This is a genomic window from Janthinobacterium sp. LM6 (assembly GCF_002002885.1).
Lineage (GTDB): Bacteria > Pseudomonadota > Gammaproteobacteria > Burkholderiales > Burkholderiaceae_D > Janthinobacterium > Janthinobacterium kumbetense.
In genome coordinates this window covers 2,998,123-3,012,963 of the sequence record NZ_CP019510.1, presented here as the reverse complement: position 1 = coordinate 3,012,963, position 14,841 = coordinate 2,998,123, and the positions used below count along the sequence as shown (strand labels likewise).

Sequence of the window (14,841 nt, the reverse complement as noted above, 5' to 3'; positions counted from 1 at the left end):
CAATACATGCAGGATTAGCCATCTTATCGCATGCTGTTGCTTCATCCATACTCCTTGCATCTTTTTTTGAAAGGAAATGACAATGGAATACAGAACACTGGGCCACTCCGGCTTGCGCGTCGCCCCCATCGGCCTGGGCTGCATGGGCATGAGCTTTGCCTACGGCGGCGCGGACGAAGCCGCCTCGCTGCGCGTGCTGCACCGGGCCGTGGACCTGGGCGTGACCCTGATCGACACGGCGGAAGTCTACGGCCCCTACGCCAACGAGGAATTGGTGGGGCGCGCCCTGAAACAGCTGCGCGGCAAGGTCAGCATCGCCACCAAGTTCGGCTTCAGGATCTTGCCTGAAGGAAAAGGCGTGGCACGCATGGCGGGTGTCGACAGCCGCCCCGAGCACATCGTGCAAGCCGTGGAAGGATCGCTGTCCCGGCTGGGCATCGAATGCATCGACTTGCTGTACCAGCACCGCGTGGACCCGGCCGTGCCCATCGAAGACGTCGTCGGCGCCATGGCCGGCCTGGTGCGCGCGGGCAAGGTGCGCCACCTGGGGCTGTCGGAAGTGTCGGCCGCCACCCTGCGCCGCGCCCACGCCGTGCACCCGATTGCGGCCGTGCAGTCCGAATACTCGCTGTGGAGCCGCGACGTGGAAGCGGACGTGCTGCCCGCCTGCCGCGCGCTCGGCATCGGTTTCGTCCCCTACAGCCCGCTGGGCCGGGGCTTCCTGACGGGCCAGCTCACGTCCAGCGCGATGCTGGCGCCGGACGATTACCGCCACAGCCTGCCCCGCTTCCAGCCGCCCGCGATGGCGGCCAACGCGCATATGGTTGCCGAATTGCAACGCCTGGCGGCGGCGCGCGGCGTCACGGCGGCCCAGCTGGCCCTGGCCTGGCTGCTGGCGCAAGGCGACGACCTCGTGCCGATACCCGGCGCCCGCAGCCTGGCGCACCTGGAAGAGAACGTAGCCGCCGCGCAACTCACCGTGAGCGACGCCGAGCTGGCCGCCATCGGCGCCGCCATCGCGCCCGCCAGCGTGCAAGGCGCGCGCTACCCGGACGTGGAACTTGCCATGCTTGGCCTGTAGACAACCGTGCTGGAGTCCGCTAAGTTGAGCACGCTAAGCAATTCTTTGCCCCTCAGCACTTGAAATGCCTGAATCCGCTATCATTTTCAATCTGAACTATTCATTATGAAAGGGATTTACATGTCCGCACTGCTCGAAACACTGCAATGGCGCTACGCCACCAAGAAAATGGACCCGACGAAAACGGTGCCGCAAGACAAGGTCGAGCGCATCCTGGAAGCCGTGCGCCTGACGGCCAGCTCCAGCGGACTGCATCCTTACGAAGTCTTCGTCGTGACGAATCCGGCCCTGCGCGAGCAGATCAAGCCGCATGCGTGGAACCAGGGCCAGGTGACAGACGCCTCGCACCTGCTGGTGTTTGCCGCCTGGGACAATTACACGGTGGAACGCATCAACGCGCGTTTCGACCTGGTCAACGAGGTGCGCGGCTTCAAGAATGAAGGCTGGGAAGCGTACCGCCAGCAAATCCTGGCCACGTATCCGCAGCGCGATGCGGAAACCAACTACCAGCACGCGGCGCGCCAGGCTTACATCGGCGTGGGCACGGCCCTGATCGCCGCGGCACAGGAACAAGTCGATTCGACGCCGATGGAAGGTTTTGATCCGGCCAAGGTCGATGAAATCCTGAACTTGCGCGAAAAAGGCCTGCGTTCCGTCGTCATGTTGCCGCTGGGCTACCGCGCCGACGAAGGCGACTGGCTGGTGGACTTGAAAAAAGTGCGCCCTGCGCGCGAGCAATTCATCACCGAGCTGGCGTAAGCGCCTCGCCCGTGATGGAAAAGCGGATGCCCTCGCCGGCATCCGCTTTTTTCATGGCGACTCACCCATACCCTTGATTAACTTGGCCACGCAGCACGGACAAGTCGCTGTAAGAACACTCTAACGGAACCGAATCTCATTGAAGTGAGATTTGGTGAGTAATTGTCTCCCTCCATGTGTTAATGTCATTCGATGAATATCTCTATAGCAAATTAATTTGCAAAAATAGACACAAAATTCATTGAATTCATTAACGGGGAAGTAATTGGAACAAGTAGAAGACCTGGCGGAACAGCCCGTCAAAGCGGCACCTGAGTACGCAATTCGCATCTCAAATGCCAGCAAGCTGAACCTAGCAGACTTCCAGAACTCCATTCCTCTGCTACGTGAACTGGCCATTATCAATGACGGTAATGGAGAGATCACCGACTTGCGGTTGCGCCTAGAATCATTTCCTCCGTTTTTGAAATCGAAGACCTGGTTGATAGATGCCTGTCAGGCGAAGTCCAACTACGACATCAGGGACTGCGATGTTCAGCTGGATGGCATCGTACTGGGCAAATTGACCGAGGCTGAGACCTCGACAATTACATTGACACTGGTTGGCAAGGCCGGCTCGTCCCCGGAGCGTGTACTAGCGACAGAAGAGCGCAAGGTTGAGCTGTTGCCGCGTAACCAGTGGGGAGGACTATCCCACCTCCCCGACCTCGTAGCGGCATTCATCCAACCAAATGAGCCGGCAATTGACCGGTTGCTCAAGCAAGTCGCCGAGGTATTGCGACAGGCGGGAAAAAGCCCGGCGCTGGATGGCTATCAGGGGGGGGCAAAACGAGCATGGGAACTGACCTCGGCTCTGTGGACAGCCGTGGCAGGGCTGGGATTGGACTACGCACTGCCGCCAGCCAGTTTCGAGCACCGAGGCCAGAAGGTACGCAGTGCGGCGCAGGTGATGGACGCCCGCATTGCCACCTGCCTCGACCTGACGCTGATGTTTTGCTCTGCGCTGGAGCAGGCGGGCTTGAATCCTATTGTGGTATTCACGAAGGGTCACGCGTTCGCTGGCGTATGGCTACGCCAGGAAGAATTTTCCACAGTAGTTGTCGATGACGTGACGGCCATCCGCAAACGCATCCGGTTGAAAGAACTGATCCTGTTCGAAACAACACTGATTACCTCGCGGCCGGCGCCATCCTTTACGTATGCAACCGATCTAGCAGCCAATCAGATCGCCGAACAGGTCGAAGAACAATTCGAGCTGGTGGTTGATATACGGCGTGCCCGCATGCAACGGATCAAACCGCTTGCCAGCGGTGCAAGCCAGGTCATCCTTCCACCCACCGATAGTGCGATGAAAGCAACCGCCACCACGTTTGACGATGGTGCACCTGATTTGCCGGACTACGGGGTGACGACCGAGCCTCCAGGATTCGATCCGAACGACAGGCTGGCCCGATGGCAACGTAAATTGCTTGACCTATCGCTGCGGAACAATCTTCTCAATTTCAAAAGCGGCAAAAAATCCCTCAGGATCGACGCACCGGAACCAGGCTTGCTGGAGGATGTGCTGTCCAACGGTGCGCCGATACGCTTGCTACCAAGACCGGATCTTATGGATGGGCAAGATCCACGTAACCAGGCAGTACACGAACAGCGCGCACGTGAAGATGTACGTCGCGAGCACGCCCTCGATGCGCTGAAACGGCGCGAGGTATTCGTCAACGTGAACGAACTGGAGCTGGAGACCCGACTCGTCGATCTCTATCGTAGTGCCCGCACGGTATTGCAAGAGGGGGGAGCCAACACGCTGTTCCTGGCACTGGGCTTTTTGAACTGGACGCGCGATGACAAAGCGGGACAGAAGTGCAAGGCGCCGTTGATTCTTATTCCAGTGTCGCTGCAGCGCAAGAGCGCGCGCTCCGGCTTTACCTTGTGCCTGCATGAAGACGAACCGCGCTTTAATCCGACGCTGATCGAGATGCTGCGGCAAGACTTCCATCTCAACCTGGGTGTCATGGATGGCAAGTTGCCGCAGGATGCCGCTGGACTTGATGTCGCGCTGATCTGGCGTACCGTTTCTCATGCCGTGCGAGACATCAAGGGCTGGGAAGTGTCAGACGAAGTGGTACTAGCGTCGTTCTCGTTCGCCAAATATCTGATGTGGGTTGACCTAACCCAGCGAACGGATCAATTGCGCCAGAACCCCGTCGTACGCCACTTGATCGACAGTCCGCGCGAACCCTATCCGTCCACGGTAGCGTTTCCGCCGCCGAAAGAACTCGATGCGCAATTTTCTCCTGACAAGACATTCTGTCCGCTTCCTGCCGACTCGTCACAACTCTCTGCAGTCATGGCTGGGGCCAAGGGCAAAAATTTTGTACTGATCGGGCCACCTGGTACGGGCAAGAGCCAGACCATTGCCAACCTGATCGCCCAGTGTCTGGCCGAGGGAAAGCGAGTGTTGTTTGTATCGGAGAAGGTCGCAGCGCTTGACGTCGTGTACCGGCGCTTGCGCGAAGTGGGTTTGGGTGAGTTTTGTCTAGAACTGCACTCGAACAAGGCACGCAAGCTCGATGTGATCACCCAGCTGCAGAAAGCTTGGGAGGCTCAAGGCGAAGTCAATCCCGAAGAATGGAACGCTCAGGCGGTCAAGTTGAAGCGACTGCGCGATGAATTGAACCAATATGTCGCTCGACTGCACCATCGACATCCCAATGGCCTAACAATTTACAAGGCGATCGGCATAGTGGTCGATGGCGAAGATGTACCTAAACTCGATCTTTCCTGGGCCGATGCCAATGCGCATGACCATACCCAGCTTGAGGCGATGCGCGATTTGAGTGTCCGTCTGCAGGTCAATGCCGAGGCGGTTGGCGCCAGCGAATTGCTCAAGGGACCGCTGATGGCAGTCAGGCAAGCGGAGTGGACACCTTCCTGGCAACAGGCATTCATCAGCGCAACCAGAGCGGTGGTGCCAGCAGCTGAAGAACTACAATTGGCCATCACGAATTTTGAAAATGCAACTAGTCTTGCGGGCTTGCCGACTGGCCGTCGCGCGCGCCTGGCAGTAGCAGATCTGTCGCAGGCGCTGCCTGATGCCTTTGGCCGTCAATGGGGCTTCGTGTTTCGGCCTGAGGCGCGCGAGCTTCTGGCTGATCTACGAGAAGGGCACCAACTGTTGCTCCAGCATCGTGAACTGAATGCGCGCATCCGTCCTGCATGGAACGAGTCCGTCGTCGCCCGATGCAAAAAAGCGCTGGCGCTGCTCGACGAGCGTGACCGCGTGATGTCACTACTGGGCCAACCTTGGTCTGACGATATACTGACCGAGTTAGAGAAAGGATTGAAACTGCTCGACGATCTGGCCGCGAGTACAAGCAGCCTTTCAGTGCAGTATGGCGAACAGGTTGACGCACTAAATGTGCACCAGCTTCAACGTGGCTGGGTCGAAGCAGAACGCAGTACATGGCCCTTGTCGTGGATGCGCAAGCGCCAGATCTCCAAAGTACTGACCGACTGCGTGACCGGCGACGGCAATACCGATGTCACACGCGACCTGCCTTTGCTGGTACGTATCCGCGAATTGCGGTCCGCAATCGACAAGGTAGAAATGGGTCCGGTAAGCGAAGGCGTCTGGGCGGGCTTGAAGACGCGCCCTGAATTTGTTCAGGCAGCGCTGCGCTTGCAGCATGTGCTGGGGCAGGCGCGCCGACAGGAAGCCTGGGATGACCAGGGATTTGACATCATCGAGAACGGGCGATGTGGCAAGTTGCTAGCTCTGGAGTTAGAGCCCTTGCGGCAACTGCGCGCGCTCAATACCGAGATCGCCGACATGCAGCCGCTGAACGCAGAGACAGGTGGACTGTGGAATGGCCAGGTGACACGTCCACATCTGTTGGCAGCAGCCATGCGCTTCGCGCTTGCCTTGCGCACTGTGCAGGACGCTGGCGCACTGCAAGGCGAGCACGCGGAGGTCGCGACGTCAGACTGTGGCCCGGCGCTGGCGACTGATTACCAACATGTGCGCCAGCGCGCCATCCTTGAAGAAAAGCTGCGCGCCTTTGATTATCTGCGCGCCTCAACTGGCGGCACTTGGGCTGGCCTGCAAACACGCGCAGACGACATCGACAGCGTAGCAACCTTTTATTCGGTACTTACAGTGGCAATTGCCAACCTGGCCGAGACAATCGAAGACGCTGGCGTGCTACGTCAGGCATTTGAACAATTGATGATTGAAGGCAACGCACTACTTGCACCGTCCGGTGTACTAGCCAGTGCTGGCGCTCAGTATCGCACCGCGCATGACGCCCTGCAGCCCGTACTCGCCAATCTTGCCACCGTCGGCACATTCAGCGAAGGTGTAGCCATGCAGTTCAACGAGCTGCCATTAAACGAGCTGATCACCTGCTGCAAACAGATCGTTGCCGGAGAACCACGCCTGAAAGCATGGTGCGCGTGGCGCAAGGTGCGCACAGAAGCGCTGTCATTGTCGCTGGCGTCGCTGGTCGACGCAATGGAGACCGGCACGGTGCAACCGGCGGAAGCACTGCGCGCATTTGAAACCAATTACAGCCGCTGGTGGCTCAATCAGGCTGTCGACAACGAAACCGTCATCCGCAACTTCGTTTCTGTCGAACATGAAAAACGGATCGGGGACTTCCGCGCACTTGACCGACAATTTACGGACGTCACGCGCGCATGGGTGCGCGCCTCGCTGTGCGCCGGCATGCCGCGCTCCGAGGAAGTTACGCGCCAATCGGAATGGGGCGATTTGCGTCATGAAATCAACAAAAAGAAGCAGCACATGCCGTTGCGCGAGCTGATACAAAAGATTCCCTCGGTACTGGGCAAGCTGGCGCCATGTCTGTTAATGAGTCCGTTATCGATTGCCCAGTATCTGGCAACCGATGCCAGTGCATTTGATCTAGTGGTGTTCGACGAAGCATCGCAAATTCCAGTATGGGATGCGATAGGCGCCATGGCGCGCGGCAAGCAGGTAGTGATGGTAGGTGATCCCAAACAGTTGCCACCCACCGCGTTTTTTGATCGCGCCGAATCGTCGGACCATGACGCGGATGTCGAAGGCGATCTGGAAAGTATTCTCGACGAATGCATGGGGGCGAACCTGCCGACAATGAATCTGGCCTGGCACTATCGCAGCCGCCACGAATCCCTGATCGCATTTTCCAACCATCGTTACTATGGCGGTGGCCTGGTAACATTCCCATCGCCGGTCGCCGACGACCGTGCCGTCAGCTTCCATCACGTAGATGGCGTGTACGAGAAAGGTGGCGCGCGCATCAACAAACGCGAAGCGAAGGAACTGGTGGCCGATATCGTTGCAAAGCTGCGCGCGCCAAACTTCCAGGAATCGAAACTGACAATCGGCGTTGTCACCTTCAATACCGAACAGATGAACCTGATCGAAGACTTGCTTGACGAAGAACGCCGGAAGGACCCATCTCTGGAACCATATTTTTCGGAGACAGAACTCGAACCGCTGTTTATCAAAAACCTGGAATCGGTGCAGGGTGACGAGCGCGATATCATTTATTTCTCGATTACCTATGGTCCAGACCTGGCGGGCGCTGTCTCGATGAACTTTGGTCCGATGAACCGCGATGGCGGCGAGCGTCGGCTGAATGTCGCGATCACGCGTGCGCGCCAGGAGTTGAGAGTATTTTCTAGTCTGAAGCCGGAGCAGTTCGACCTGTCTCGCACGCAGGCCGCTGGAGTGCGAGACCTCAAACACTTTTTGGAGTTTGCCGAACGTGGCCCCCACGCACTGGCCGAGGTGACCAAAGGTAGCCTGGGTGGCTTCGACAGTCCATTTGAAGAATCAGTCGCCGCAGCACTTGCCTCTCGCGGCTGGCAGGTGCATACCCAAATCGGTGCGTCGTCTTTCCGGGTGGACTTAGGCGTGGTGCATCCCGATGCGCCTGGCATCTACCTGTGCGGAGTCGAGTGCGACGGCGCCACCTACCACCGCTCGGCAACGGCGCGCGACCGGGACATGTTACGTGAGCACGTATTGCGCGGTTTAGGGTGGGAAATCGTGCGTATCTGGTCTACTGACTGGTGGATAGACCGGGCAGGTACACTTGAAAAGACGCATGCTGCATTAGAGCGCTTGCTGGAGTTCAGCAGGCAAAGGCGCAGCAAGGTGGCGGAGCGCGAGGCGACCGAGGCTGAGGCAAAGGAAATCCTAACCAAGACACAAGCAGAAACGATGCTACCTACAAAAATGATCGAATTAACAAGGCCCGCTCTTGATATCCAATACGCCTCACGCTTTGTCGTCGGTCAGGGTATTGACTCACCGATCACCCGGCAATTTGAAATGACTGACCCTGCAGTGGTAGGCGACGTGAACGCCGACGCTTTTTTTGAAGCATCCTACGATGGCCATCTTCGAGAGATGATTGAGCAGATCGTTGATCTCGATGGGCCATCACGCGACACCGTACTGGCACGCAGGATCGCACGGGCGCACGGTTGGCAGCGTACCGGGGCGCGCATTCAGGAGCGCGTCTCCTCGATAGCGCTTTCGTGTCTGAAATTCACAGAGGAAGACGTCGGCATGTTCTTCTGGGCACGGGACCGAGAACCTGAGCGTCCTATTATATTCAGCCACAACGGGAACGGCGGACGCAGCGTGGACGAAATTTGCATGGCGGAACTGATCTCCCTCGCCCAACTGATTACCGGCGAAGGTTGCTCTGGCGACAATGCTGTGATGGCGATGGCCAAACGACTTGGTATGCATCACGTTCGAGCCAGTAGCCGCAAAAGGCTAGAGACCGCACTGGACAATGCTATGGGCTAGAGCAGGTACTTCATTTTTAGCGTGTTGAGCACTGATGTCATACCGATCGACATCTATTTTTTGACCGTTCAGGCCGCCTGCGGAAAACGTACCGTCACCTGCAAGCCCCGCCCCGCCTCGCCGTCGGCCAGCGCGATGTCGGCCTGGTGGTGCTCGGCGATGTGGCGCACGATGGACAGGCCCAGGCCGCAGCCCCAGGCGTCGTTGCCGTCGGGACGGAAGAAGCGGTCGAACAGGCGCGCATGGTGCTGGCGCGGCACGCCGGGGCCGTTGTCGGACACGCGCAGCAAGGGCCTGCCCTCTTCCACCGCCGCCTGCAAGTCGACCCTGCCGCCCTGCTGCGTGTAACGCAAGGCATTGTCGATCAAGTTGTTCAGCAACACTTGCAAGCCGTCGGGATCGGCCTGCACCAGCACCCTGGCCGACGGCGCTTCCACCACGCCCAGGTCGATGGCGCGGCTGTCGGCCAGCGCGCTGTGGTCGCCCACGGCCGCTTCCAGCAATTGTCCCAGGTCGACCGTGTGCAGCTGGCTGGCCGTGAGCGCCGCTTCATGGCGCGCCAGGCTCAGCAACTGGCGCACGAGATGCGTGCTGCGGTCCAGCCGTTCGTGCAGCCGCGCCAGCGCCACGCGGCGTTCTTCCTCGCTGCCGGCCCGCTCGGCCACCTGCAGCTGCAGTTTCAATGCCGTCAGCGGCGAGCGCAATTCATGCGCGGCATCGGCGACAAAGGTGCGCTGCGCCGTCAGCGCCGCCTCGAACTGCCCCATCAGGCTATTCAACGCCAGCGCCACGGGCCGCAGTTCGGGCGGCATGTCGTCGGCCGCCAGCGGCGTCAGGGCGTCAGGCGAACGGCCCGCCACGGATTCGGCCAGCCGGTGCAGGGGCGCCAGCGCGCGCCCTACCACGGCGACGATCAGCAGCGCCAGGATCAGCGCGAACACCAGCAGGGGCGCGCCGGCCCGCATGGTCATCCGCCAGGCCAGCTGGTCGCGCACGGCCTGCGCCTGCGCCACCTGCACGTAGCGGCCGCGCCGCGTTTCGCCGTACAGGCGCCAGTTCTCGCCGTGCAGCTCGACATCGGCGAAGCCGGCCAGCGCATAGCGCGGCAGTGCCGGCTGGTCCTGCAGGACGGGCAAGGGCTGGCCCTCCTCGTCCCACGCCTGCAGCACGAACGCTTCTTCCGGCTCTTGCGCGGCGGCCAGGCCCGCCTGCGGCTCGAACTCGTCGGGCAAGGCCACGGCCAGCTGGCGCAGCTGCAAGTCGGCCAGCTCATTGGTTTCTTCCAGCAGCGAACGGAACAACGAAATGCCGGCGCCCAGCACGCACAGCAGGGTGGCGGCCAGCAGACCGAGCAATAACTGGCGGCGGATGGTCAGCAAGATGCCACCCGCATCTTGTAACCCACGCCGCGCACGGTCTGGATGGCGTCCGCGCCGAGCTTCTTGCGCAGCTGGTACACGTACACGTCGACGGTATTGCTTTCCACTTCGCTATCCCAGCCGTACAGCTTTTCGCTCAGCTGGCGCTTCGACACCACCTTGCCCGGATGGTCGAGCAAGGCGCGCAGCACGGAAAACTCGCGCGGCGGCAGCTTGATCAGCTCGCCCTCGAACGTGACGTCGTGGCTGGCCAGGTCGAGGATCAGCGCGCCATGCTCGATGACGGAGCGCGAACGGCTGACGCGGCGGCGCAGCAGCGCGCGGATGCGCGCCAGCAGCTCGTCGAGGTCGAACGGTTTGACCAGGTAATCGTCGGCGCCGCTGTCGAGCCCTTCCACGCGGGCCGGCGTGCCGTCGCGCGCCGTGATGATCAGCACGGGCAACTCGGCGCCCCGCGCGCGCATGGCGCGCAGCACGTCCATGCCCTGCTTGCCGGGCAAGCCCAGGTCCAGCAGCATCAAATCGTAGGCGAAGCCGGCCAGCGCCAGCTCCGCATCGTGGCCATCGCGCACCCAGTCCACGGCATAGCACTCGCCGCGCAAGCCCTCGACCAGGCTTTCCCCGATCATCGGATCGTCTTCCACCAGCAACACGCGCACGCGGGCCTCTCAAAGTCTTGAAAAAGCCACTATCTTACCTTGACCGGCGCCGCGCCGCATGGGCCGCCGCGGCGGCCTTACTTGGACCCGGACCCGCGGAACGGTGGGATATTGCCTTCTTGCGGATACAGCGCCACGCCTTTCGCAAGCGGTGCCGCCGCAGCGAGCGCCTCGCCAGGCTGGGCCGCTTGCGATACGGGCAGAAAGGCCAGCAGGGATACCGCGCCAACACAGAAAACAGCCTTGATTTTCATATCATTCCTCAAAGGTTGCATAGAAAAATATCGGATCAATACATTATTTTATATATTGATAAACGGGCAATGCCAATCCAAGATAGCTACATGCCGGCAACAAGTCAATCTCCGCAGCAACTGAATTGCCCGCGTGTCCGCCCATGCCATGCAGGGCGTGAATTCGCGATACCGTGACTATGTGCGCATTTGGCGCGTTTTTTATACGGTATATTTTCCTTCCCTCCACGCCACCTGGAAAGGCATGCCATGTCCAGTTCCACCCAAGATACCGTCATCGTCAAGGCGGCGATTTATCCGCCCATCGGCATTGCCCGCGTGGGCAACAGCCCCAGCGAATACTTCCTGGGACCGGAGGTGCCGGAACCGGCGCCGCGGCCGGCCGGCTATTACCGCGATGCGTCCGGGGCCATCAAGCGCCAGGCGGCGGGCTTTCGCATCTACGGCCTGAACGCCGCCGGCGTGGCCGTGGCCGAGTTGAACGCCAGCAATGCCGACATCGAATGGTCCGTCACCCTGGCCAACACCAAGGCGGCGTGGTACCAGTTCCAGATCGCGCTCGACATTCCCGAGGCGAATGTCACCCAGCCCTCGTTCCTGCGCAACATGGCCGTCACCGACCGCGCGCAACTGTCCATCACGCCGGGCGAGCGCAAGATCGGCGGCAGCGAACAGCCGGCCGTCGCCTTCGACAGCGGCCGCTTCATGGGCACGCCCGTCTACCTGGGCGAATTGCGCACGGACGCCATGGGACGGCTGATCGTGCTGGGCGGCCATGGCAAGTCGGCCTCGTGGAATGGCGCGCGCGCCATCACCTTCGCCAACAACGAAGGCTGGCATGACGACACGGCCGACGGCCCCGTCTGCGCCACGGTGCACTACCAGGGCCATGCCTTGCCCGTCGACATGGCCTGGGTGGTTGTCGCCCCGCCCGACTACGCGCCGCAGCAAAAGTCGGTGCGCACCATGTGGGACTTGATGCGCGACCTGTTTGTTTCCGAAGGCAAAATTACCGCGCCTGCCGTTCCCTCGTTCCAGGACGACATCCGTCCCATTTTCGAGCGCCTGTCCAACCTGCAATGGGTCAATGCCGGCTTCGCGGCCGCCTTCGGCTGGGATGGCAGCACGCCGTTCAGCCGCGACGAATGGATGGCGCGCCTGGCCAGCCCGTCCGAAAACCGCCAGGAGTGGCGCAACGTCATCTATAACCAGTTCCGCCAGTTCGAGCGCGACGCCTGGGCGCCTTCGCCGTGGCCATGGCTGTATGGCGATGCGATGGCCATCCCGCCGGCAGACACGCCGCGCCAGAACTGCGCGCTGAGCAATTTGCAGTTGCGCTTCCTCAAGCAATGGGCCGACGGCAAGTTCACGGACGACTATGCGCCCGGCAAGACGCCGCCGCAAAGCCTGGCCGACGTGGAACTGGCGCAGCAACCGGACACCCTGCTGCGCGCGGCCATGGAATTCTGCCTGGCCGACGCCTTCCACCCCGGCTGCGAAATGACCTGGCCCATGCGCCAGGCCAGCATGTACAGCGCGCCGTTCCGCCTGGCGCACCGGCCGCCCGGCTGGGTGGAGCCGGATTACGGTGCCGTGTTGACGCCGGACAATATCAGCAGCCCCTGCTCGGCGCAGATCGCCGGCGGCGTGACGCGCTGGATGGCCGTGCCTTGGCAAACGGACACGGCCAGCTGCCGCTCCGGCTACCAATCCGACTACGATCCCTACGTGCCGACCTTCTGGCCCGCGCGCGTGCCGAACCAGGTGATGAGCAAGCTCGCCTACGACACGGTGATGAACCGGGAAGCCCCCACCGACGACCGCCTGGCCGCCTTCGCCCGGCGCGCCGCGTGGATACGTCCGCTGGGCAACATCAGCTATGAAGAGCAGATCAACAACATGATCGCCGACCTGGCGCAAGTGGGCGTGGTCGAGGTACGCCCCGGCCCCACGGACGTGAGCGGCTTCCCCGCCTTCCTGCAGGTGGAAAACCTGCCGCAAGCGATCGCCGGCAAGCAGCCATTGCGTGCCGCGGCGCCCATACCGGACGAGTTTGTCGACGTCGACCTGGAAGGCACGGAAAAAGCGCGGCACCTGCAGCGGCACCGCTTGTGACCGCGCTGCAGGCCGACGTGCTCGTCGTCGGCGCCGGTCCGGCCGGCGCCACGGCCGCCCTGAACCTGGCGGGGCGGCACCGGGTCTTGCTGGTCGACCGGCTCGCTGCGCCGCTGGCACGCATCGGCGAATCGCTGCCGCCGGCCGCCGCGCGCCTGCTGCAGGACATGGGCTTGCTCGACGCTTTCCTGCGCCAGGGCCATGCGCCCTACCACGGCAACCGCGCGTGGTGGAATGGCGCCTGGGCGGAACACCACTTCCTCAGCGCCCCCGACGGCCACGGCTGGCACCTGGCGCGCGGCACCTTCGACCTGTGGCTGCGCGACGAGGCGCGCCAACGCGGCGCCGCCCTGCTGGCCTCGGCCAGGGTGGCGGACATCGCGCCGGACGATGGCGGCTGGAGAGTCCGGCTGGAAACGCCGCGCGGCCCGTGCGACGCAGCGGCGCGCATCGTCATCGACGCCACGGGACGCAGCGCCCGGCTGGCCCGCAAAGCGGGCGCGCAGCGCCGGCACAGCGACCGGCTGGTATCGATATGGCAATACGGGCATGAACGCACACCCTCCGCGCGGGGCTTTGCCCACATCGAGGCGTGCGAATACGGCTGGTGGTACAGCGCGCCCCTGCCCGGCCAGCGCCGCGTGCTGGCCCTGCATACGGATGCGGACTTGCTCGGCAACACCACCCTGCGCGATGCCGGCTGGCTGGAAGCGGCGGCACGGCGCTTGCCGGCCACGCGGGAATTGCTGGAGCAGCAAGGCTACGGGGCCGATACACCGGCCCTGGCCACGCCCGCCCATACGGCCGCTCTGGATGCCGCCGCAGGACCGGGCTGGTTCGCCGCCGGCGACGCGGCCCTGAGCTTCGATCCGCTGTCGTCGCAAGGCATCTTCAACGCCCTGTACACGGGCCTGGCCGCCGCCGAGGCGGCCGACCGCACGCTGCAGGGCGACGCCACGGCTTTCCAGCAATACAATGCGGAACTGGCGGCCATCGGCGCGGCATACGGACGCCACCTGGCATACTGTTACGGCCAAGAAACACGCTGGCCGTCGGCGCCATTCTGGAGCCGGCGCCGGCCGTTCGCGGCCCGCTGACCCGCTGGCCCGCAAAAAAATCGCCGCGCCGCCGTGCTGCCACGCGCTGCCGCTATGGCTGCATGGCCAGCGCCCCGATCACCAGCGCGCGCATGCCCAGGTCGAACTCGGCCTCGATGAACGCATCGTCCTCTGCTTCCCAGGCGTCGCCGGCCGGCGCATACACGGTGTCGGCCAGGGCCACGCAGTGGAAGGCCACGGTCGACAGCAGCCAGCGGGCGCGCTCCCTGGGCAGCCGGTAGCTGTCCGCTACCTGCGCCTGGTGGGCGTCGATCCGGGCCAGCATGGCCGGCGTCGTCGCTTTTCTGCGCCGCAAGTACGGCGCCAGCCCCGGATGCGACTTGACCAGCGCGCGCAGCGAGGCGCTGAAACGCAGCAGATAGCCCTCCAGGTCGTCGTTGCCCGTCGCCGGCAGTTTCCATCGAACAAAAATTTCCTCGGCCACCAGCAGCTTGAGCGCCGCCAGGTTCGCCACATGCCTGTACAGCGCCACATGGCTGACCCCGAGCAAGGTGGCGACACCGGTAAACGTCATGGCGGGCAGGCCCACCGCCATGCCGGCGTCAGCGATGCGTTCGCGCGTGATGCTGGGGGGACGCCCGGGACGGGGCGAAGTGCTTGCAATAGTCATCGTTATGGTCCGTGGCGGCAGCTGCGTTGTCGGTTTCAGTTAA

At 62.2% G+C, this 14,841-nt stretch carries 9 protein-coding genes; 5 read left to right on the top strand and 4 right to left on the bottom strand.

Annotated elements, in window-relative coordinates; all coding sequences use genetic code 11:
- Positions 1-82: 82 nt before the first annotated feature.
- The 3 genes from BZG29_RS13420 to BZG29_RS13410 all read left to right on the top strand — a co-directional run bounded on the left by BZG29_RS13420 (position 83) and on the right by BZG29_RS13410 (position 8,663).
- A complete protein-coding gene (locus BZG29_RS13420) occupies positions 83-1,081 on the top strand; it encodes an aldo/keto reductase (protein ID WP_077403443.1) in 999 nt (332 codons plus the stop codon).
- Positions 1,082-1,201: 120 nt separating this feature from the next.
- Positions 1,202-1,840 (top strand): NAD(P)H-dependent oxidoreductase, encoded by a 639-nt coding sequence (locus tag BZG29_RS13415; RefSeq protein WP_077403440.1) that lies wholly within the window; start codon positions 1,202-1,204, stop codon positions 1,838-1,840.
- A 265-nt stretch (positions 1,841-2,105) separates the two neighbouring features.
- Positions 2,106-8,663 carry a DUF3320 domain-containing protein gene (locus BZG29_RS13410; RefSeq protein WP_216350367.1) on the top strand — a complete coding sequence of 2,186 codons (6,558 nt, stop codon included), beginning with the start codon at positions 2,106-2,108 and terminating at the stop codon, positions 8,661-8,663.
- Positions 8,664-8,731: 68 nt separating this feature from the next.
- Here BZG29_RS13410 and BZG29_RS13405 read toward each other — a convergent pair whose 3' ends face one another.
- The 3 genes from BZG29_RS13405 to BZG29_RS28145 all read right to left on the bottom strand — a co-directional run bounded on the left by BZG29_RS13405 (position 8,732) and on the right by BZG29_RS28145 (position 10,955).
- Positions 8,732-10,042, bottom strand: a complete 1,311-nt coding sequence (locus BZG29_RS13405; RefSeq protein WP_077403437.1) for an ATP-binding protein — start codon at positions 10,040-10,042, stop codon at positions 8,732-8,734.
- Positions 10,036-10,701: a response regulator transcription factor gene (locus tag BZG29_RS13400; protein WP_077403434.1), complete on the bottom strand. Its 666-nt coding sequence runs from the start codon at positions 10,699-10,701 to the stop codon at positions 10,036-10,038. The genes BZG29_RS13405 and BZG29_RS13400 overlap by 7 nt, the downstream gene beginning before the upstream one ends.
- 77 nt (positions 10,702-10,778) lie before the next feature.
- A complete protein-coding gene (locus BZG29_RS28145; RefSeq protein ID WP_171985005.1) occupies positions 10,779-10,955 on the bottom strand; it encodes a hypothetical protein in 177 nt (58 codons plus the stop codon).
- A gap of 249 nt (positions 10,956-11,204) precedes the next feature.
- Here BZG29_RS28145 and BZG29_RS13395 point away from each other — a divergent pair, with 249 nt between their 5' ends.
- Together BZG29_RS13395 and BZG29_RS13390 are read left to right on the top strand one after the other, a co-directional pair.
- Complete coding sequence (locus tag BZG29_RS13395; RefSeq protein ID WP_077403431.1) at positions 11,205-13,070, top strand: LodA/GoxA family CTQ-dependent oxidase; 1,866 nt, start codon at positions 11,205-11,207, stop codon at positions 13,068-13,070.
- Positions 13,067-14,167 (top strand): tryptophan 7-halogenase, encoded by a 1,101-nt coding sequence (locus BZG29_RS13390; RefSeq protein ID WP_077403428.1) that lies wholly within the window; start codon positions 13,067-13,069, stop codon positions 14,165-14,167. Before BZG29_RS13395 ends, BZG29_RS13390 begins: the two co-directional genes overlap by 4 nt.
- Before the next feature lie 52 nt (positions 14,168-14,219).
- On the opposite strand, the gene BZG29_RS13385 is transcribed toward BZG29_RS13390, so the two are convergent.
- Positions 14,220-14,798 (bottom strand): TetR/AcrR family transcriptional regulator, encoded by a 579-nt coding sequence (locus BZG29_RS13385; protein ID WP_077403424.1) that lies wholly within the window; start codon positions 14,796-14,798, stop codon positions 14,220-14,222.
- Positions 14,799-14,841 lie beyond the last annotated feature (43 nt).

Coding starts and splice junctions, on each gene's coding strand:
- BZG29_RS13420 (WP_077403443.1), top strand. CDS start 83: ATGGAATACAGAACACTGGGCCACTCCGGCTTGCGCGTCGCCCCCATC.
- BZG29_RS13395 (WP_077403431.1), top strand. CDS start 11,205: ATGTCCAGTTCCACCCAAGATACCGTCATCGTCAAGGCGGCGATTTAT.
- BZG29_RS28145 (WP_171985005.1), bottom strand. CDS start 10,955: ATGAAAATCAAGGCTGTTTTCTGTGTTGGCGCGGTATCCCTGCTGGCC.
- BZG29_RS13415 (WP_077403440.1), top strand. CDS start 1,202: ATGTCCGCACTGCTCGAAACACTGCAATGGCGCTACGCCACCAAGAAA.
- BZG29_RS13385 (WP_077403424.1), bottom strand. CDS start 14,798: ATGACTATTGCAAGCACTTCGCCCCGTCCCGGGCGTCCCCCCAGCATC.